The organism is Variovorax sp. GW821-FHT09B01 (assembly GCF_059418345.1).
Genome location: NZ_JBWKPQ010000014.1, coordinates 199,089 through 220,479, shown reverse-complemented (window position 1 = coordinate 220,479; position 21,391 = coordinate 199,089). Strand labels below are relative to the sequence as shown.

At 53.8% G+C, this 21,391-nt stretch carries 18 protein-coding genes; all 18 read right to left on the bottom strand.

The window, feature by feature from the left end; all coding sequences use genetic code 11:
• Positions 1-219: 219 nt before the first annotated feature.
• Complete coding sequence (locus AC07RV_RS30715) at positions 220-2,229, bottom strand: polysaccharide biosynthesis protein (protein ID WP_296782988.1); 2,010 nt, start codon at positions 2,227-2,229, stop codon at positions 220-222.
• Between the two features lie 204 nt (positions 2,230-2,433).
• Positions 2,434-4,689, bottom strand: coding sequence for a polysaccharide biosynthesis tyrosine autokinase (locus AC07RV_RS30710; RefSeq protein ID WP_296782990.1), 2,256 nt, complete (start codon positions 4,687-4,689; stop codon positions 2,434-2,436).
• Complete coding sequence (locus AC07RV_RS30705) at positions 4,686-5,120, bottom strand: low molecular weight protein-tyrosine-phosphatase (protein WP_296782991.1); 435 nt, start codon at positions 5,118-5,120, stop codon at positions 4,686-4,688. Before AC07RV_RS30705 ends, AC07RV_RS30710 begins: the two co-directional genes overlap by 4 nt.
• A gap of 271 nt (positions 5,121-5,391) precedes the next feature.
• Complete coding sequence (locus AC07RV_RS30700; protein ID WP_296782992.1) at positions 5,392-6,579, bottom strand: DegT/DnrJ/EryC1/StrS family aminotransferase; 1,188 nt, start codon at positions 6,577-6,579, stop codon at positions 5,392-5,394.
• A 5-nt stretch (positions 6,580-6,584) separates the two neighbouring features.
• Positions 6,585-7,244, bottom strand: coding sequence for an acetyltransferase (locus AC07RV_RS30695; protein WP_296782993.1), 660 nt, complete (start codon positions 7,242-7,244; stop codon positions 6,585-6,587).
• On the bottom strand, positions 7,241-7,846 hold the full coding sequence (locus tag AC07RV_RS30690) for a sugar transferase (RefSeq protein WP_296782994.1): 606 nt from the start codon (positions 7,844-7,846) through the stop codon (positions 7,241-7,243). Before AC07RV_RS30690 ends, AC07RV_RS30695 begins: the two co-directional genes overlap by 4 nt.
• Positions 7,843-9,078, bottom strand: coding sequence for a glycosyltransferase family 4 protein (locus AC07RV_RS30685; RefSeq protein WP_296782995.1), 1,236 nt, complete (start codon positions 9,076-9,078; stop codon positions 7,843-7,845). The genes AC07RV_RS30690 and AC07RV_RS30685 overlap by 4 nt, the downstream gene beginning before the upstream one ends.
• Positions 9,079-9,081: 3 nt before the next feature.
• On the bottom strand, positions 9,082-10,218 hold the full coding sequence (gene wecB, locus AC07RV_RS30680) for a non-hydrolyzing UDP-N-acetylglucosamine 2-epimerase (protein ID WP_296782997.1): 1,137 nt from the start codon (positions 10,216-10,218) through the stop codon (positions 9,082-9,084).
• Positions 10,219-10,242: 24 nt separating this feature from the next.
• Entirely contained in the window at positions 10,243-11,370 is a 1,128-nt protein-coding gene (gene wbjC / locus AC07RV_RS30675) for a UDP-2-acetamido-2,6-beta-L-arabino-hexul-4-ose reductase (protein WP_296782998.1), read from the bottom strand.
• Positions 11,371-11,374: 4 nt separating this feature from the next.
• On the bottom strand, positions 11,375-12,418 hold the full coding sequence (locus tag AC07RV_RS30670) for a polysaccharide biosynthesis protein (RefSeq protein ID WP_296783222.1): 1,044 nt from the start codon (positions 12,416-12,418) through the stop codon (positions 11,375-11,377).
• Positions 12,411-13,571: a glycosyltransferase family 4 protein gene (locus tag AC07RV_RS30665; protein ID WP_296782999.1), complete on the bottom strand. Its 1,161-nt coding sequence runs from the start codon at positions 13,569-13,571 to the stop codon at positions 12,411-12,413. Before AC07RV_RS30665 ends, AC07RV_RS30670 begins: the two co-directional genes overlap by 8 nt.
• A gap of 79 nt (positions 13,572-13,650) precedes the next feature.
• Positions 13,651-14,748, bottom strand: coding sequence for a glycosyltransferase family protein (locus AC07RV_RS30660; protein ID WP_296783000.1), 1,098 nt, complete (start codon positions 14,746-14,748; stop codon positions 13,651-13,653).
• 31 nt (positions 14,749-14,779) lie between these two features.
• Positions 14,780-15,853, bottom strand: a complete 1,074-nt coding sequence (gene wecB, locus AC07RV_RS30655) for a non-hydrolyzing UDP-N-acetylglucosamine 2-epimerase (RefSeq protein WP_296783001.1) — start codon at positions 15,851-15,853, stop codon at positions 14,780-14,782.
• Positions 15,854-15,902: 49 nt separating this feature from the next.
• Entirely contained in the window at positions 15,903-17,219 is a 1,317-nt protein-coding gene (locus AC07RV_RS30650; protein WP_296783002.1) for a hypothetical protein, read from the bottom strand.
• Between the two features lie 133 nt (positions 17,220-17,352).
• On the bottom strand, positions 17,353-18,693 hold the full coding sequence (locus AC07RV_RS30645) for a lipopolysaccharide biosynthesis protein (RefSeq protein ID WP_492714784.1): 1,341 nt from the start codon (positions 18,691-18,693) through the stop codon (positions 17,353-17,355).
• A gap of 61 nt (positions 18,694-18,754) precedes the next feature.
• On the bottom strand, positions 18,755-19,834 hold the full coding sequence (locus tag AC07RV_RS30640; protein WP_296783005.1) for a DegT/DnrJ/EryC1/StrS family aminotransferase: 1,080 nt from the start codon (positions 19,832-19,834) through the stop codon (positions 18,755-18,757).
• The gene (locus AC07RV_RS30635) at positions 19,831-20,421 is read right to left on the bottom strand and encodes an acyltransferase (RefSeq protein WP_296783006.1); all 591 of its coding nucleotides are present in this window, start codon (positions 20,419-20,421) and stop codon (positions 19,831-19,833) included. Before AC07RV_RS30635 ends, AC07RV_RS30640 begins: the two co-directional genes overlap by 4 nt.
• A 17-nt stretch (positions 20,422-20,438) precedes the next feature.
• Positions 20,439-21,386, bottom strand: coding sequence for a Gfo/Idh/MocA family protein (locus AC07RV_RS30630; protein WP_296783007.1), 948 nt, complete (start codon positions 21,384-21,386; stop codon positions 20,439-20,441).
• Positions 21,387-21,391: the final 5 nt, after the last annotated feature.

Below are 21,391 nucleotides of genomic sequence, written 5' to 3'. Positions count from 1 at the left end.
TTGCGTCCACATCATTCATCGCGGACACGATGCCTGCCGACTCTCAGGCTATCAAGATGACTTCACTGCGTGCTTACGGAACGGGTCGAGAACTCCAGTCCCCTCCGCACTGCGTTCGAATGCACTCACATCAAAAACAAGGCGGCCCGTTGCTAAAAGCAACGGGCCGCCTTGTCGTTTGTTGTCAGTCGTCCTAGGGGCGCGAGTCAAGCAATCCGATCAAGCGACAAGAGCAGCGCCGGCAACCCGAGGAGAGGTGTCCAGCAGGACCTCACCGCCAATGACGTTCGAATCCGGATCGACGTCACGCAACAGCACTGCGTTCGCAGAGTTTCTTTCCAAATGCACCCAGTCGACCACCTCCGCGTGCGGCTGGTATCCAGACAGCATCTGCGCCAGTGCATGCTTGAGCGCCGGCACATCGTTGCGATCGAGGATGGCCCCCAACATTGCGAACTGCCGCCATAGTTCCTCGGCCGGCGGGCAAGGCTCGTGAGCCTTCATCACCCGAGAGTGCGTGGTCTGCATCGCGTTGTCCCCGATGAGAAGCTCTTCGTAGAGCTTTTCACCCGGTCGCAAACCTGTAATGCGAAGTTCGATGTCTCCATCAGGGGCACTCTCGTCACGAACGGTTCGCCCCGAGAGCTCCACCAGCCTCCGGGCCAGATCGATGATTCGAACCGGTTCGCCCATGTCGAGAACGAAGACGTCTCCACCTTGCGCCATGGCGCCAGCCTGGATGACGAGTTGCGCCGCCTCCGGGATCGTCATGAAGTAACGGGTGATATCGGCGTGCGTCAAAGTAATCGGGCCACCAGCCTCGATCTGCCGGCGAAACAACGGAACCACCGAGCCGCTAGAGCCGAGGACATTACCGAAGCGCACCATCGAAAAGCAGGTTCCTGAAGGCTGCTGTGCCAAACCTTGCAAGGCGAGTTCGGCCAAACGCTTGCTGGCGCCCATGATGTTGGTCGGCCGTACCGCCTTGTCGGTACTCACCAGCACGAATCGGCGAACCTGGCATTCCATTGCGATCTGCGCCGCCAAGAGCGTACCTAGCGAATTGTTCCGTACGCCTTCGACGGGATTGTGCTCGACGAGCGGCACGTGCTTATAGGCAGCCGCGTGGTAGACGGTATCGGGCCGCCAGGTCCGCATGATTTCACGCAGGCGTGCCGGGTCGCGCACCGAGGCCAAGAGAGGAATGATCTGGACCTCCGGACTCATTGCCTCCAGTTCTTGGTGGATTGCGTAAAGCGCAAACTCCGTCAGTTCCACCAACAGCAGCTTCGACGGCGCAAGTTTGACGATCTGCCGGCAGAGCTCACTGCCGATCGAGCCGCCGGCGCCCGTGACCAACACCACCTGGTGCCGTATGTGCTTGTGCAGCAGATCGTCGACCGGCGCGACGGGATCACGGCCCAGCAAATCCTCGATATCAACTTCGACCAAGTCATGAACTTGAACGCGGCCATTGGCCAAATCGGCGAGCGCGGGCAGCGTACGCACATGCAGATGAAGCGGAAGCAAATCATGCAGGATTTCGGCTCGCCGTGCCCTGCTGGTAGAGGGCATCGCCAGCAAGACGTCCGAAATCCCGAGCATCGCGGCGTTTTCTTGCAACCAGCTTGGCGGTTGAATCCTGATGCCGTTGAGAGTACTGCCATGAAGATGCTTTGCATCATCGATAAAGGCTCGCACCAGCATGTCGCGACTCTGCGCCAGCGCAGCCGCAAGCTGCAGCCCCGCACCGCCAGCGCCGTAGATGACCACCTGCGGCAATGACTTGCGCTGGACCGCACTCATGTACATGCCACCGAGCCAATAGCGCGCGAGCATGCGCAGTCCGCCGATACACATGAAGAGCAGCAGCGGGACCAGCAGCCCGACTGTTCTTGGCACGGAACTGACGCCGACGATCGTAAAGAGCGCGGCATAGGCTAGTCCGAACAATGCACATGCCCGCAAGATAGCCAGGACCGCAGGTGCACCCGCGTAGCGAAAGATGGCACGATACAGGCCAAAGACGGTGAAAAGTGGAAGAGCAATCAACACCGCCACTGCTGCTGCCCACCATTGCAACCCGCGAGGAAGCATCCACTGCTCGAAACGCAAGCTCAACGCAAAACATACGCACAGCACGCACACGAGCGCGTCCACGCACAATGCCAGTAACCGTTTGGCAGGCCTAGGCAATCCGAGCAACTGCTCTGCCAGACGATTGATCACGCAGGAACTCCTACCCGAGCCGCGCCCGGACATTTCGAAAGATTTTGCCCCCATGCTTCGGGCCATCTCTCGCTCTAAAGACTTTGGATTGTTAGAAAGTGTACAAGCTGCTACGTTTGTAGACCATCTTTCAAAAGGCATAGCAAGTTGGAATCACTGGCTTTCATAAGTAATTAACTCAGCTACAAGCGCGTACGTAATTTGTCAGTCGGCCTGCTTGTACTTGTATTCGGTGTAACGATAACCACCGTACTTGTAGCCATAACTGCCATAATGCCTGCGCGAGAGATCCATTCCATTGAACACCACTCCACTGACACGCTGATTAGCATGTGCCAGCCGCTTGACACTTTCACTAAGCTCGCCGATCTGGGTCAGCCCATCACGCGCTACCAACAAGATCGCGCCAACATGAGCCGACACTGCTGCAGCATCTGCAGCGACAAGAACAGGGGGACTGTCAATCACGACCAAGTCATATCGCTGCGACGCTTCATTTAAAATATCTCCTAGCGCAGACGACAACATCATGTTTGCCGGGTTGAATGGATAATTTCCGGTCGTAAGAACGTCGAGATTCGGAAGCACTTGCGAATGAATCGCCTGCTCGCAAGCCATATCGCCAGCTAATACATCTGCGAGGCCTCCTTGGCGAGGAAGACCAAAGGACTTATTGATATGACCCTTACGCAAGTCGGCATCGATCAACAGCACCCGTTTGCCGGCCTGCGCCATGATGACCGCATAGTTGCTTGACACGAAACTCTTGCCAACGCCCGGCGTTGCACCGGTCACCAAGACCTTGTTGCTTCCAGACTCCATCAAGGCCAATTGGAGGGAGATCCGCAAATTTCTGAGACTCTCGATCGCAAGACTTTCAGGCGCGGTAACAGCAAGAACCTGGGCGCCTCCAGCACCGGTCGCGATCAGCTGTAGAAGAGCATCTTGTTCAAGCGCCTGCGGAACCACGGAATACACGCTCAATCCCAAACGATCTTCGATTTCTTGCGGATTATGAATGCCGCTGCTCATCTTGCTACGGACTATTGCTAACGCGATACCAGCCAGCAATCCCAACACCAAGGACAATGCAACAACCAGGGCTTTTTGGGGCTTTACAGGTCGCTTAGGCTCAGTAGCCTTATCAAGTAGGCGCACATTGCCCACTTTACCTTCTTTCACGAGGCGCAGTTGGAGTGAACTGTTCAATAGCGACTTATAAAGCTCTCCATTGACGCGCACGTCCCTCTCGAGGCGCAACGCATCACGCTGAAGCACCGGCATCGCACTTACTCTGCGATCCACGCCATCCAACTCATGACGAAAAGCTGCTATTTGGCCATCGACAACACGAACCTTAGGATTCGTTTCAGTGAAACGAGAGAGAAGGTCGCGACGAAGCTGCTCCGATTCAAGTAACTTGCTCTGCAACTGTACTGCCTGACCTAAAATTGCCTTAGCTTCTTCATCAAAAGCAATTGTTCCATTTTTATTTCTAAAATCCGCGTAAGCGTCCTCCGAATTTTCGAGCTGTTTTTTGAAGTCAGGCAATTGGCCATCAAGAAATTGAAGAGTCTTTTCCGCCTCGGCGGCCTTGCGGTCAACATTTTGACGCACATATTGAAGACCAATTTCATTTAAAGTTCGGCGCAGTCTGTCACGGTCCGCATCCTCCAGCGTTGCACTAATCACATTAGATTGCTTGCCTTGCTCACTGAGCTGAACTCTCTTTTGCAAATCTTCTGTCGTGGCAAGCAAAGAGGCTCGTGATACGATGAATTGCGCACCAGGCTTTCCGTCGAGTCGGGATACGATCAACGCAAGAGTTCCGCCACTCACTTGTTGGGTCAACAATTGACCGACAGTTCCCGTTATTGAATCATCAAGATCGGGATGCGTGAGAACGTATTTACCGTCAGCCTGCGCCGTAATTGTGAACGGCTTTTGATCTTCGAACGAAGATGGCACATCGAACTTAGCGATGTCAATGGCCTCAGTTCCTGAAACATATCCACCAAATCCAAGAAAGCCGGGCTCGGAAAGCCCTTTGGCACGACGCGACAGCCACGCTCCAATGACAGGTATGTAATGGGGCCGTGCATCTATGTAAAGTCGAGTGGCGTCAACTGCGCCGCCGATAATCATGCGCGAACGAATAATCTGAATCTCGCCCGATGCCGGCGTTTTTACATCGAACAAGTTGGCTGTATCGCCAAGGAAATTTTTTGCATCGGGAGCAGAATCTTCGACTTGAATCAAAAGATTAGATTGATAGATTGGCGTAGAAAACAGCGCGTATGCCACTCCGAAAGCCACAGCAAGAAAGGTGATGCTTGCAACCAGCCATCTACGATCTATCAAAATATCCAAATACTCCGACAGGCGAATAGCATCGTCGTCGTCGCGCATTGGCGTCGCCACACTAATGGGCGAAGCAGAGGAGTTGGCAAAAGCGTTCATGAGAGTTTTTTAATGCGCTCGGCCCATGCTGTAGCACCAGCGTCGATGAGCTGCAAGGCTTGATCGAAGGCCGATCGGCCCAAACGATAGGGGTCGGGAATATCCACGCGGGCGACCTCGCCCAAACGGAACAACTTGCCACGGGTGAAAGGGTGGCGCTGGCTGACATGCAGGCGCTGCTCCTCATCCATGACCAAGATCAAATCAGCCTCTTGACACATGCTGTTTGTTAACTGTCGCGCCCGGTGCGCCTCGATATTTAGTCCGCGCTCAGCCATCAGCGCGCACGCCAAAGGATCTGCAGCATGACCTACAAGAGCGCCAACGCCAGCAGATGACACGTTCAAATTCGGTAATGCCGCGGCAATCAGTGCTTCCCCCATAGGGCTTCGACAAATATTGCCAATGCAAACGACTAATACAGATCTCATGGAGTGCGACAACCCATAGAGTGAAAATTGGCTTGCAGCCCTTCTGAAAAATTGATCACGTTAGTTTTTCTCCCTTTTTCACAATTTTACTTGCTTACAGCTCCGTGCTGACCTCGCGAAACCGAGGCATCCAAGAGCCTCGACAAACACGTCGCCCGCCCGTGCAGAGCTATATCCAAGCCACCTTCAACGGCTACGGGAGCATTGAAACACCAGCGGGTACTTCGCTGCTGACTATCGCGGGTCATAACGTGTTGAACAACATAGGCGCTCAAGCTCCCGCCTGCGCCAGTACCTGCGATATCACTTTGCAGCTCCCGTCGATCTCACGCGGCGTCAGCGTTGGATGCACCAGGAACATCAGGCTTGTTTCGCCAAGCGCACGCGCCTCGGGCAATGGCTGCGGTGGACGCCAACCTGTGCCATCGAACGCGCGTTCTAGATACACCTCCGAACAGGATCCCTGGTAACAAGGAACGCCGCCATCTTGGATGGCATCGATGATGCGGTCACGCGTCCAACCTTGTGTCAAGCGCTCCGGTCGCACATACAGATAGCACTTGTAATGCGCATGAACGCTGCCTGCTTCCTCATGGTTCTCGAATTCTGGAACACGCACTGTAGTATGGGGGCGAGCAGCATCCCACAATGCTTTCGCATGACGCGTGCGAACAGCCGTCCAATCTGCCATTCTCTGTAGCTGGATCCTGCCAATGACAGCCTGGATCTCGAGCATGCGCCAGTTGGTGCCGAAGCTTTCGTGAAGCCAGCGGAACCCTGGCGGGTGCTTGCGCTCGTACACGGCCTCATAGCTCTTGCCGTGGTCCTTGAACTCCCACATGGCGCGCCACAGCGCCTCATCGTTGGTCGTGACCATGCCGCCTTCGCCACCCGTTGTCATGATCTTGTCCTGGCAGAAGGACCAGGCACCCGCGTGACCGATGGAGCCAACGGCTCGGCCCTTGTAGCGCGCACCATGTGCCTGCGCGCAGTCTTCAATCACCTTGAAGCCGTGCTTGCTGGCCAGCGCCATGATCGGGTCCATATCGCAGGGCCAACCACCAAGATGCACGCAGATGACGGCCTTGGTGCGTGGTGTGATCACGCGCGAGATGGTCTCAGCCGAAAGGTTGCCGCTTTGCGCATCGACATCCGCAAACACTGGCGTGGCTCCTGCATTCACCACACACGACACGCTGGCGATGAAGGTCCGCGGCGTGACAATGACCTCATCGCCCGGGCCGATGCTCATTCCCTTGAGAATCACATCCAATGCCAATGTGCCATTGGCCAACGCCAGCGCGTGCGAAGTGCCCGTCCAGGCAGCGAATTCCTTTTCGAACTCGCGGCATTCCTGACCAGTCCAGTAGTTGACTTTGTTTGACAAGATCACGCGCTGAACAGCGTCGGCTTCTTCTGTTGTGAAGCTGGGCCAAGGAGAAAAAGGAGTGTTCAACACAACGATCAACCTTTGAGAAATGTTTTGGCGGGATTGCCAACAACCGTGGTGCCTGGGGGTACGTCGCGGGTAACGACCGCCCCCATACCGACCAGCGCACCGCGGCCAATGACGCGTGGCTGACCCGGCTTTCCCTGCTTGATGACAGCGCCGGCACCGATGTAGGCATGGTCTTCAATGTGCACGTTGCCGTTGCACTTGACGCCCGGCGCGAACGTGACGAAGTCGCCGATCACGCAGTCGTGCTCGACGTAGCTGTACAGGTTGGCATGAAAGCATTTGCCGATGCGGATGTTGGAAGTGAGCGTCACGAACGGGCTGAGGGCGGCTCCGTCACCCACCTTCACATCGTCCATGACGACCACGTTGGAAGCTGCGACCGTCCATTGCTGCACACCATCAACCAGGCAGCGAGTGGCAATTTGTTCGCGCACTGCGCTATTGGCAATTGCCACGACGATATGTCTGCTGCTCGCCGGGATCTGCAGAAACTCTTCATACCGCAATACCGGATGCCCATTGACCAAGCCGTCCCCTGGCTGATCGTCCACGAATACCAGCCGCTCTGCAGCGATGTCCTCGCGCTCCAGTTGCGAGCGCGCCAACGGCATGATGCCGCGACCACATCCGCTGGCGCCGAATACGGCAAAGAGTGGCAGCGTCATTGCTTGGGCTCCGGGAGAGAGCCTGTGAATCGCGACATCGTTGCCTCGCCCGCCGCACTAATGCCATCACGCACCATTACCTTGCGCACCGTGAGCCAAAGGATCTTGATATCGAGCAGCATCGACCGGTTGTCCACATACCAGACATCGAGCTTGAACTTCTCCTCCCAGCTCAACGCATTGCGCCCGTTGATCTGAGCCCAGCCCGTGATGCCGGGGCGGACTTCATGACGCCTCGATTGTTCGGCGGAATACAGCGGCAGATAGTCCATCAGTAAGGGACGCGGGCCAACCAGGCTCATGTCACCCTTCAGCACATTCCAGAGCTCTGGCAGCTCATCCAGGCTGCTGGCACGCAGGAAGCGGCCGAACGATGTCAGCCGGTCCGCATCGGGCAGCAACTGGCCGTCGACACCACGCGCATCCGTCATCGTGCGGAACTTGATCATGTTGAACGGGAGACCGTTCAGACCCGGCCGCATCTGACGGAAGAAAGCGGGGTTACCGAGCTTGCGGCGCACCTGCCACGTTAAAAACAGGAGGGGAAAGCTGAAGAGCAGTAGCGCTAGGCAGGAGGCCACGATGTCAAACAGACGCTTCATTTCGATTTCGAGTCGTTGGCGAGCCGCGTGAAAATCGCACCAAACTTGGCTGCACCGACCTTCAAGGCCAGCTGTTCGCGGTAGTAGTGTTGAGCCCGATGCCCTATGGCTGAAAGTGCATCAACCGGCATAGCGGACATTGCCTCTACAGCCTCGGCCAAGGCATTGCCGTTTTCGGATTCCACCACCACGCCCCCCCCCGATTGGGCCACCAACTCGGCCGCATCGCCATCGACAGCCATCAACAGCGGCTTACCCACGGCCATGTAGGCCTGTGTCTTGGAAGGAATGGTGATCTCGAACAGCGGGTCCTTGCGCAGATGGACCAGCAAGGCATCCGCCGCGTTCAGCAACACACCGACTTCTGACATCGGCACCGAAGGCAGAAAGACCACGTTTCTCAATTGCAGATCTGCCGTCCGTTGTTTGAGCCGCGCCACCTCGACCCCGCCACCCAGCAACACGAAGCACACCCGCGAATTTCGCGCCTGCAACAATGCAGCTGCATCGAGCACTGCGTCGAGTGCCTGCGCCTTTCCCATATTGCCCGCAAAAAGGACGCGGAACCGCTCCTGCCCTGGGAAGCTGACCGGTACCTGCCCTTGCTGGGCACCCAGCGAAACTTCATCGGCCCAGTTGTAGATCACCTCGACCTTAGACTGCTGTACCCCGCGCTCCAGCAACAAACGCTTGAAGCCCGGCGAAAGCACTGCGATGTGGTCCGCACGGCGATAGACCCACCGGCATACGGCGGCCACTATACTCAAAGCTCGAGTATTGCTGACCATGCCCGTTGCACGCAAGGTATCGGGCCACATATCCTGAATGTCGTAGACCACCCGAACCCCGCGCAGCAGCCGGAGCAGGCCGGCTGTGACGCCCACCGTGAGCGGTGGATGATAGGCATAGATCACATCGGGTCGCCGCGCCATGAACAAACCGTAGACCAACGAAGACGCGGCAAAACTGGCGTAATTCAACACACGCTTGAGAGCCGACTGATCGTGATTGGGGTAGAGCGGTACGCGAGTGACGTGCACACCGTCGATCACCTCGCGCTGGAGCAGCTTGATCCGGTAGCCGGGATACACTTTGCCGCCGGGGTAGTTGGGGAAGCCCGTCAGCACCTCGACCTCGAAGCCCTGACGCACCAACTCACGGGCGAACACGATGCCCTTGAAAGTGGGTTCCGGATCGAACCATTGCGTCAGCAGCAATACGCGAGTTGACATGAGTCAGTACTTTTTCCACACCACGCGATTTACGTAGTCGGTATAGCTGTGGACGATGCGCAGCACCTTATCCGACACGTTGGGCATGCTGTAGTCAGCCACTTGGCGCAGGCCGCGCACATCGCCGCGCGGCTGGCTCTCCAGAATGGCCAGACCTTGGCGCACGCGCTCCACCTCCAAGCCCACCATCATCACGGCCGCTTCTTCCATGCCTTCGGGCCGCTCGTGCGCCTCGCGCAGGTTGAGCGCCGGAAAGTTGAGGATCGAGGACTCCTCGTTGATCGTGCCACTATCGGACAAGGTGACGCGCGCGGACAGTTGCAGCTTCACGTAGTCGTGAAAACCCAGCGGCTTCAGCAGCCGCACCTGCGGATGAAAGCGCGCGCCCGTTGCGTCGATGCGCTTCTGCGTGCGCGGATGCGTCGAGACGACGACTGGCAGGCCATGATCTTCAGCAACCGCATTCAACACGGCCACCAGCTTTGTGAATGACTGTGCAGACTCGATGTTCTCTTCACGATGGGCACTCACCACAAAGTACTGCGTGGCCTGCAGGCCCAGGCGCGCGAGCACGTCCGATGCCTCGATGCGCGGGCGGTAGTGCGTCAGCACCTCGAACATCGGGCTGCCGGTCTTGATGACCAGATCGGGCGGCAGCCCTTCGCGCAGGAGATAGTCGCGCGCGATGGTGCTGTACGTCAGGTTCACATCCGCCGTGTGGTCCACGATGCGCCGGTTGGTCTCTTCGGGCACGCGCTGGTCGAAGCAACGGTTGCCGGCTTCCATGTGAAAAATCGGGATCTTGCGGCGCTTGGCCGGAATCACCGAGAGGCAACTGTTGGTGTCGCCCAGCACAAGCATTGCCTCGGGCTGCACTTCGCCCAGCACTTGGTCGACCGCGATGATGAGGTTGCCGATGGTGTGCGCCGCGCTGGTGGCATTGGCCGCGCTGTTCAGGAAATGGTCGGGCTTGCGCACGCCCAGATCGTCGAAGAAGACCTGGTTGAGTTCGTAGTCGTAGTTCTGGCCGGTATGCACCAGCACATGTTCGCAGTGCTCGTCCAGCTGGGCCAGCACTCGCGACAAACGGATAATTTCGGGTCGGGTGCCGACCACGGTCATGACCTTGAGTTTTTTCATGGGAAAGATCGAAGGTCCAAGGGTCTACAACGGGCAAGCGAAGGTGTCGGGCCGCGCTCGGTCGAACACCTCGTTGGCCCAAAGCATGACGACCATTTCTTCGGTGCCGATGTTGGTGATGTCGTGCGTCCAGCCGGGCACGGTCTCGACGATTGCAGACTTGTCGCCGGCCGTGACCAACTCATGGGTTTCGCCAGTCTGCATGTGCCGGAACTTGAAGCGCGCCTGACCCTTGATGACCAAGAATTTCTCGGTCTTGCTGTGGTGGTAATGGCCACCTCGGGTGATGCCAGGGTGCGCGGTGAAGAACGAGAACTGGCCTGCATCCGGCGTCTTGAGCATCTCGACGAACACACCGCGCGCGTCTCCGTGCTGCTGCACCGGGTAGGCGAAGGACTCAGGCGGCAGGTAGCTCACATAGGTCGAGTAAAGCGCCCGGACCAGCCCTGTGCCCACGCGGTCGGTCATGAGCGTGCTGCGGCTGTCCTTGAAAGACTGGATCTGCTGGGCCACCTCGCCCACCGTGGTCGTGTATTGCGGCGCGACAGTCGCGAAGCCCTCGGTATCCACCGCAGCATCGACGCCATCCATAAGCTGAACAAAGCGCTCGATGACATCATCCACGTACACCAGCGTGACCGGCGCAGCCGGGTCGTTGACCTGGATGGGCAAGTCGCGTGCGATGTTGTGGCAAAAAGTGGCAACGGCAGAGTTGTAGTTGGGCTTGCACCACTTGCCGAACACATTGGGCAACCGAAAGATGTGCACCGGAATGCCGTGGCCGAAGGCAGCTGCCTGCAGCGTCTGTTCCGCTCTGCGCTTGCTGTGGCCGTAGGGGTTGTCGCGCCCCGCTTGGGTGGACGAGGTATAGACGATCGGCACTTTTTTGCCGGTGGACTCAGCTACAGCGCCTACGGCGTGACACAGGTTCAACGTAAGTTCTGCGTTGCCGATGGCGAACTCTTGCGGGTCCTGCGGGCGGTTGACACCGGCCAAGTGGAAGACAAAGTCTACGTCCTCCAGCAGCGCAGGCAGTTGCTCCACGTGGTCGTCGCGGGTAAAGCGTACCACCTCGACGTTTTTGCGCTCCGCCAGATGGAGCTGGAGGTTCTTGCCCACAAAGCCCCGGGCGCCGGTAATTAACACCTTCATGGCATCAGTCCTGTATCACAGTGGCTTCGCCCCGCGCGATGAGCTGCATGAATTCAAGCTTTAACAATAGCTTCACCATGCCCTCAACATCAAGGCGGGTCGTGTTATGCGAGTTGTAGTCTTCGCCATGTGTGCTCTGGGTGATACGCTTTTCGCCCTCCTCCACGAACTTGGCGTAGTTCAGATCGCGCCCATCGGGTGGCACGCGGTAGTAGTCACCCTGGTCTTCGGCGCAGGCCATCTCCTCGCGACTGAGCAAGGCTTCATAAAGCTTTTCACCGTGGCGCGTTCCGATTTCGCGTACTTCGTGACCAGGCTTGCCCATCACCTGAAGGATGGCTTGAGTCAGCACTTGCACCGTGGCTGCTGGAGCCTTCTGCACAAAGATGTCGCCGTTGTTACCGTGTTCGAAGGCATGCAACACCAGTTCGACAGCGTCTTCCAAGGTCATCATGAACCGTGTCATTGACGGGTCGGTCACGGTGATGGGCTTGCCTGCGAGCACCTGCTCCACAAACAACGGGATAACCGAACCGCGAGAGGCCATCACGTTGCCGTACCGAGTCCCGCAAATGACGGTCTTGGTGCTCTCGAGGTTGCGGCTAGCTGCCACCATGACCTTTTCCATCATGGCTTTGCTGATGCCCATGGCGTTAATCGGGTACACGGCCTTGTCGGTGCTAAGGCAGACCACGCGCTTGACACCTGCGGCAATTGCAGCTTCTAGAACGTTTTCGGTGCCGAGGACATTGGTACGGACGGCCTGCATGGGGTGGAATTCGCAGGAGGGCACCTGCTTTAAGGCAGCTGCGTGGAACACGTAATCGACGCCGCGCATTGCTCCGCTGACGCTGCGGGAATCGCGTACGTCGCCTATGTAGAACTTGAGCTTTGGATGGTTATAGCGCTTGCGCATGTCATCCTGCTTTTTTTCGTCGCGGCTGAATATTCGAATACTTTCCAAATCCGAATGCAAGAATTTTTTCAAAACCGCATTACCGAAAGATCCAGTCCCACCAGTAATCAAAAGAGTACCATTTTTAATCACGAACAACTCCAAGAATTATTGAACTGGCATGAGATACAGAATGCTGAGCTGCCAAGAAACTCTTGCCTCGATATCCCATTATGTGGTGAAGATCGAGATTGGCAGTAAAAGACAGAAAGCAATTTTTCATTGACTCCGTATCTCCCGCTTTGCAAGCGTAACCAAATCCATTGCACTCAACAATCTCACCAAAGTCAGTAGCATCCTCAACAGCAGCCATTACCGGAATACCACAAGCCATATAGTCCAGACTCTTTGAAGGATAGGCTGGGGCACTTATCCCGGGAACTGTTGCCACCACGCCAACATTTGCCGTAGACAATACCTTTAAATACTCCCCTCGAGGTAGACTCCCCAAATATCTGATGCATGTTGGATTTTTCGCGGCATATTCAGCTACTACTCCAGACATACTCCCACTACCGCATACGATTAGAGCCACTCTCTTGTCAACCTGATGTGCAGCAATAGCAGCATCGCAAAGTTCGCGAACACCTCTACCGTAAGTAATTTGACCTCCAAAAACAAATAATACGCAATCAGAATCAAAAGATAAAAGAGGCTGCGCTAAATTTCCACTTGGCGGCACCGATAATATCGAGGTCCATATTGGCAAAATCATAGGCCGAGGAACAGAATCACTAGATTTTCGCGCCAAAAATTTGAAATATTTCTCAAAAAAATCCACCCCGCGCTTACTCATTAGACCCACATGATCAAACCTTCCAATTAGCCAGCGCTCCAGACACTTAGCAAACTTTTTAACGACAGCAGGAACAGCTGAGAATATTTCAAAATTATGAACAGGAAAAAAATCCCAATAAATCAAAAACTTAGAACGACACATTAAAGCAGCCAGCGGCAGCGTCGCCCAAAGCGCAGAGCAAGGAGACAACCCGATCATCAAATTGTAACGGCGACCGAGCAACAACTCCTTCAAAAGAAAAGGCGTAGGGAGGAGTGACGATATCAACCACTTTAGCAAACGCCCCAACGCCCCTCCGCGAGACTTGAATGCCCCAAAGGAAATTAATTTCAAGCCCGGCAAGAGGGATGATTTATTCAAATCCGGTGAAGAATTCTCCCAATCAACATTTAAGACGGTAACTTGATGTCCTTGGGCACAAAATTCATTAGCTAGTTCGCTGATCAACCAAGGCGATCCATCCGCGTGAGTGAATTTTGTAGTAAGTATTAGAATTTTCACGGCTTCGGAAACTGCATAGGTTCAACTAAGCCGATATCCACATTTTTTTCAGTTGCTCATAGCGGGCGGAAGATTGATTCTCCTGCACAAGATTTGCTATTGACGGCTGAACATCAAAAAACTCTTCGCGAAACTTATTCAGTGCAGCTATAAAAGAATCGGTCGTAGCCGTGTTTCGAATTGAAGGGTGTTGAAGAAAACTTGGCATGCCCGAAGTAACCAGTGGAAGTCCTCTAGCGAGGAGTTGAAACGACTTATTAGAAAGCGTGACAGCCTCAATATCTGCAACCCCTGATTTGTAAGGTATCACTGCGGCATAATAAACTGACAGGTCAATATCATCCAAACGAGACGCGGGCCTAAAAAAAATATTAGGAATGGCCATTGCCTTTTTAATTTCCGGCTCGATTTTCCAAAAATGATCGCCGTAAATGTGGAGTTCGGAGTCTGGAAGAGCTTTTGCAACTTCACGCAACAAATTGAAGTCTATTCTCACATCAATATATGCCCACAACAACACTGCCCTCTTGGAGGGAGCCGACAATGCAGGGGCTATATAGGGAACATCAGCCCACGGAAGAAACAACTTTGGCTTGCACCATTTTTTAAGCTGTTCGATCAGCGGATAAGAAACTGCAAGTACCTCATTGCTAATCTCGCATGTCCTTCTCAAACTTGCACGAACGTGGCTGCCTTTAAAAAATTTTGCTTGCGCGACGAAATCATCATTTATTATTGTAATTATTTTGTTATTGACAAATAATTTTCTTAAAAAACCAAAGTCATAATTGAAATTAATAACCACATCGCTCGATTGCACCCCCCCTGGAATCGATTTTTTGATTGACTTCTTTTCTACAACTTCGTTGATAAATCCTAGAATAGAGTTCACTCTCAATTGAAGATGAAGCAACTGTGCAGAGCGATGGACGTAAAGTCCATCTGAAATCTTAAAGTCATCAAGCGGCGAAATCTTTTTCCAGACATAGCGCGAGCCCTGAAAGAAGTGCACTTCCTCGCCGGCCTCAGCCAGCAATTTGGCTACCTGATGCCTCAATCGAGGTTGCTCATTCCAACCCGAGCGAGTAAAGATAAATATTCGACCATTTTTTCTTGCACTCATGATTCTGATTTCTCTGCCCCAGGCCATTCGCTTATTTAAAGGTTTCGTCAATAATCGAAACAATCTTTTCACCGGCCCGCCCATCCCCGTACAAGAGATCGCGCTCTTTAATGGAAAATTTGGGCGCTTGTAACGCATGTGCAATCAACATCGCGTCGGCGCCAACTAAAACATTGGCTCCTACGTCAACCAATTCGGTCCACTCCGTTTCCGAACGCAACGTCACACAGGGCTTTTTGTGAAAGTAAGCTTCCTTCTGAACTCCACCTGAATCCGTAGCAATTGCAATGCAGTTAGCCTCCAGCCACGCCATTTCTAAGTACCCAACTGGCTCAGCCACCATAATATTGTCGGGTAGCTTGATGCCATACGCTTGAATTCTGGAGCGTGTGCGCGGATGGAGTGGCAATATCACAAGATGCCCACATTGACGTAAGCCGTCAAGAATTTGCCTCAGATAAAGCTCTTTGTCTGTATTTTCAGCACGATGAATAGTGCATAGAACAAACTCGGAAAATACGTTGTCGCGCGACTCAATCCAAGCTGGCTTAACTGCTCTATCTGCATAAAAATTTGACGCATCAAGCATTACATCTCCGACCACGAAAATCTGCGCGCCTCGAACCCCTTCTCGTTCTAAATTGACCTTTGCGACTGCCGTAGGCGCCAGAAGAAGATCTGAAACATGATCAGTTAGTATTCGATTAATCTCTTCTGGCATCGCACGATTAAACGATCGGAGTCCAGCTTCTACATGCACGACAGGAATACACAATTTCGCCGCGGCTAGCGCGCCAGCTAGAGTGCTATCAGTATCGCCATAAACCAAAACAACTTGTGGCTGCTCCTTAACGCATACGTCCTCAATCGCCTCAAGCATGCGCCCGGTATTCTGGCCATGCGTCCCCCCCCCAATTGAGAGATTGTAATTCGGAATGGGAATGTCAAGGTCTTTAAAAAAGACCTCCGACATATTTGCATCATAATGCTGCCCCGTATGCACGATTACCTCGGCAATATCTTTGCCAAATTTTTTTAATTCGCGCGACACAACAGCGGCTTTGATAAACTGCGGTCGTGCACCAATAATAGTAAGTATCTTCATTATTAGAAATTTCCCCAGGCGCAATCACGCACGGAAGAGTCACAATACTTTAGATTCTAATTTTCCCAGCTTTATAAAAAATAAAAAGCGCAAAGAATAAAATAGCAAGCACTAAAATTCGCTTTCCAAAAAGCAAGCCTCCCAAGTCGCCTGTGAACGTAACCGAAGCCGAAATAAATAGTGCAGCCACGTATTTCGCTTCTGCGATTGGTAACTTGAATTTTTCATTTAAGATTCTTACGACCATATACACAATAGAGCAAAAATTCAGGCCCACGAATATTGGAGAAAACCATACCAAAAGCCACCCCCCAATAGCAAATGCCTCCCCAATGAAGAATGAGTTCATCACGCCGAATTCGGTGGGATCCAAATAAAATCCATATGTAACCCCCATCAAATCTTTGGAGAATGCCTTCGATTCCCCAAAGAGCCCGGAAAGAGGTATTTCGCTTAAAACGTAAGCAGGATCATGAAGCTTGACAGCAAACTGCTCGTATACGCCTTGGATTTGACCGATTCCCAGCCGCTCAAATACAAATCTTATAAACTCAGAAAACTGCATCTCGGGATACTGCACTCGAGTCACGAAGTAAATAGCAAAAAAACTCATCGCACCAAGCATCAAAGCGCGCCGAAGTATCAAATACGGGGAAGAGCGAATGTTTCTTAATTTTCCCAAAAAAAATAATATTAAGACCTGAATTATTGGCGCCTTGTCCCCCGGAAGAGCTGCGGCATAGACAACGATAGCCATGGTCAAAATAACCCTAGTTCTCGACATCGAGGCAGAATAAAGGCCAACAAGTAACGCCGTCAGCTGAAACAGATAACGAATGTAGGCAACTATATGAGGAGGACCAGTAACTTCATTTTTATTTGCCAATCTCAGCTGCATCAGATCTGTTCCAGAACTAATAGACTCCAAGAATGCCGGCTTCATCCCGGCGGCATGCCCCGCTACCAGTAAAAATAGCAACATGACTGTGGACGCAAAGATCAATTGGAGACCGGCATCTGAAGTGCTGGTATTCTGGCGATCAGAGCGACTCCACATCAATTTTCCACGAAAGATAGTCCGCGAAGTAAAGGCGATTGTTCCAATGAGCAATCCCAAGCAAATTAGGATAACTATCGAAGTCTCTTCTAACGATTCATTCGTAATATAAAAGGTAACGAAGCTCTCATATCCTATGGCCTCAAAAATGAGGACGCCTAAAACTATCAAGAGAAATATCTCTCGCAGGATAAGAAATCCTCCCACAGTGCGTCGTGCCAAAGACACCTCGAAAATGGTGCCACGGAATCCGGAGAGCAATAGAAACAGCAATGCTGTCGCACATAAGATTATTAAGGTAAACCGCATGAATCACTTAACCTGGACTACCATCATCTTCGAGCATTCATGTAAAATATTTTGCACGGCTGATGCATTCAGTTAAGATGGAGAATTGCATTTATTAAAATAATAGGCCGGTCTCGCACCGATGAATCTTCAGTCACAGATTCATCAGCCCAAACAAGCATGCAGCAAAAAAAATACCAAAAAGAGCCCAGCCGCAGACAATAAAAAAGCTTTTTTTCAACTCACCTAAAAGCTCAATGACTTTAATATCAGAAAGCCGTATTACAACATACAAATAGATGGAATAGAAAACAAAACCAGAAATCGCATAAACCTCCACTATGCGCGTTGGAGCCAACCTCCCAGCCATTACGACTGCGCCTATGCGAAAAATGAGTCCAAATAGTTGAAGAATTAATGCTGCGCGCTGACTTTGTGTCACATGCAATGCCATCGAAACCGGAGATGATAAAAATTGCATTACAAACCAAGGCGTCATCCATGCGACCAAATCACCTGCACGCTGCCATTTTTCTCCAAATACCAATGGAAAAACTACTGGCGCTATCACTCCTGCAAAAATCAAAGGGCCCGCGCCAGTTTTAGCCAAACCGCCGATCACTTTAGAAGTAAAGACCCCAAGACGTCCATCCCGCATCTCTTCTGATGCACGCGACAAATAAACTTGGGAAACTGCTCCTCCTATCAGTCCCATGGGAACGGCCATAGTGCGAGTCGCTAGCATCAAATAACCGGCTTCGGGCCCGACCGCTAGCGCAGCAATCACTAGAATCGGGAACTGGATGCCAGCGCTGTTGGCTAGCGCCTCTGCAGCGGAGTACTTAGGAAAACGATCGTATTGCCTAAGCATGCGGCGCATAGTCTCGCAATTGATATTCTTAAAAACTGCATCGCGGAATGCTGCAAGTCCGAGACCAACCAAGCCCGCCCCACTACTTACAACTTGCCCCAGAAGTAGTCCGAACGGCGTAACGCCTCCCCAACCCATCCCGACTTGCGTTCCGACTCCGCCAATCGCTTGCGTCATACGAGTTTTAGCAATTGCGGAAAATCTTTTCTTTCGTGTAGCCCAGAATTGGAGGGCAGTATAGGAACTGGTCATCCATACACCCAGGGGCAATAACCACAGATATGGGAGAAATGCGGGCTGTTTTAGAAGATCAACGATCTGCGTTGGAAACCACCATACACACAATCCGACTGTTACTGCCACAACAAAGCAAGCAGACAGCGCGAGCACTAGCAGATTGGCGGCCTCCTCATCAAGCTCAGGTATCGGAATCGCAATCTCCAGCCGTAAACAAGCTGCCACCGACAGAATCGCAAGGACTGAAGAAAATACTGCAACAAAATTAAAATCAGAAGGTGTATACAGCCTTGAAAGCAACGGGAGTGCCAAGACCATAATAGCTTGGGCGAGGGCTGTTCCACCTACTAAAACGCCGACTGAACGCATAAATCCGCTTTGTTTCACAGATCTGAATCCGGAGCAAGCGGCTGACATGAATGACTTTATTTGCATTAGCCGCGCGACCCTAGGCAAACGCGCGGGCAACTTTCAGAGTTTCAGTCAGAGTCATGTACGGATGCATTGGAAGGCTTAGAACCTCCCGAGCCGCCGCATTTCCGACAGCTAAACTCACTTGCCCGTCCGCAACTGCCGGCTGCAGATTTAGAGGAATTGGATAATGAACAACCGTTGGAATTCCGGCGAGTTTCATCCTTGCCTGTAACGCTTCTCGGTCTGAAGCGCGTATCGTATATTGTGCCCAGACACTTTGATTATGCGGCTCGATGACCGGCATTGTAGTAATGCCAGCTTTCCTCAGTAACCGACCATAGTTATCCGCAACACTCTGCCGACTCGCAATTTCTTCATCGAATATATCGAGCTTGACTAGCAACACAGCTGCCTGCAACGTGTCTAATCTACTATTCACACCCACCCGGACATGGTGATACCGCCGATCTTGCCCATGCCTCGCGATCTGTCGCATCGCCTTTGCGAGTTCGTCATCATTGGTAAAGATCGCTCCACCGTCCCCATAACACCCAAGTGGCTTACTTGGGAAGAAGCTGGCACACGCAATAGTGCTGAGATTGCAACTCTTACGCCCTTTATAGGTAGCCCCAAAACTCTGTGCGGCATCCTCTATCACTGGAATTTCATGCCGCGCCGCAATTGCATTGATGACATCGAAGTCAGCGCACTGCCCATAAAGGCTTACCGGGATAATCGCCTTGGTCCGCGGCGTGATCGCGGCTTCCAGCAGTGCGGGGTCAAGATTGTAGGTGCGCGGGTCAATGTCAACGTACACCGGCTTGGCGCCAAGCAAGGCCGCGCTCTCCGCGGTGGCAATGTACGTAAAGCCTGGCGTGATTACTTCATCACCAGGCCCAATACCAAGCGCCATTTGTGCAATTTGCAAAGCGTCTGTGCCGTTGGCCACGGTAATGCAGTGCTTAGCGCCCGTATAGGCCGCCAGCTTCTCTTCCAGCTCGGCGACTTCAGGGCCAAGGATGTATTGGCCATGCGCCAACACGCGCTGAATGGCCGCGTCGATCTGGTCCTTGATGCGGGCCTGCTGGGTCTTGAGGTCGATGAATTCGATCATGGGGTGCTGGCTTCCAACTTGGTCACGGCCTTGCCGTCGAGTACATAACGAGCGCCGGTGTGCGCGCAAATGGCTTCTGCCGTGCCTTGCAGCGGCAATGCGAGTTGTTCGCCGAACTCGCTCATCCAGCCGATCTGCCTGGCGGGCACGCCAATCATGAGCGCATAGGCCGGCACGTTCTTGTTAATCACGGCACCGGCGCCCACAAATGCGTATTCGCCCACGGTGTTGCCGCAGACGATGGTGCAGTTGGCGCCCAAGGTGGCGCCGCGCTTCACCAGGGTGCGGCGGTACTCGCCCTTGCGCGTGACGGCCGAGCGCGGGTTGTAGACGTTGGTGAAGACCATGCTCGGTCCGCAGAACACGTCGTCCTCCAACGTGACCGCGTCGTAGACGCTGACGTTGTTCTGGATCTTGACGTTGTGGCCAATGGTCACGTCGTTGCCGACGTACACGTTCTGACCCAGCGAGCAACCCTCGCCAATGGACGCCTGCGCGCTGACGTGTACCCAATGCCAGATGCGGGTGCCATCGCCAATGCGGGCCCCTGCATCGACGATCGCAGTGGGGTGGGCTTTGTATGCCATACCGACCTTCCGATACGTCAGGCCAGGCTGCGCACGAACGGGTGCACTTCGCCTTGCTCTCCCTGTATGGGCGTGGCGCCGCGGATCAAGTTGACGGTCTCGATGCAGTGGCGCGCGTCCTCAAGGCCATACCCTCGGCCCGCCAGAATCTCCTGATAGCTCACGTTGTGTAAATCGGTGAAGCCTTCGGAGAACTCGAGCTTCTCGCCGCTGATGTCGATGTTGCGGAAAGTGGTCTTCTTGCCCTTCACGTCGGCTGGCAGGTCGTTGGCGTCGATCGACAGGAACCAGCGCACGCGAGCGCGTTCGTATTCGAGGTAGCCGGCCGCCTTGGCGGTGCCGCTGTAGTGCACCACGTTGCGCTGCAGCTTGCCGAAGATGAAGTGCAGCATGTCGTAGAAGTGAACACCGATGTTGGTCGCCACGCCAAACGACTTGCGGTTGTCTCCCTTCCAGCTTTCCATGTACCACTTGCCGCGCGAGGTGATGTAGGTCAGCTCCACATCGAACTTGGTATCGGCGGGCGCGGCGGCCACCTTGTCGCGCAGCTTCAGGATGGCGTCGTGGTGGCGCAGTTGCAGGATGTTGAAGACCCGCTTGCCGGTTTCTTTTTCAACACGCTCGAGTTCATCGACTAGGTCGGGCGTGGGCACCAGCGGTTTCTCGCAAATGACGTCGCAACCCAGGCGCAGGCCGGCGGCAATGTGCGGATGGTGCAGATAGTTGGGGCTGCAAATTGCCACGTAGTCCAACGCCGTGGCGGGGCTGCGCTTGAGCTGTTGCGCATACTCGTAGAAGCGCTCGAACTCGGTGAAGAACTCGCTCTGCGGCGAGATGCTGTCGATGATGCCGACCGAATCGTTGATGTCGTAGGCCACCGCCAGATGGTTACCCGTGTCCTTGATGGCGCGCATGTGGCGCGGAGCGATGTATCCGGCGGCGCCGATCAGTGCAAAGTTTTTCATGTCGG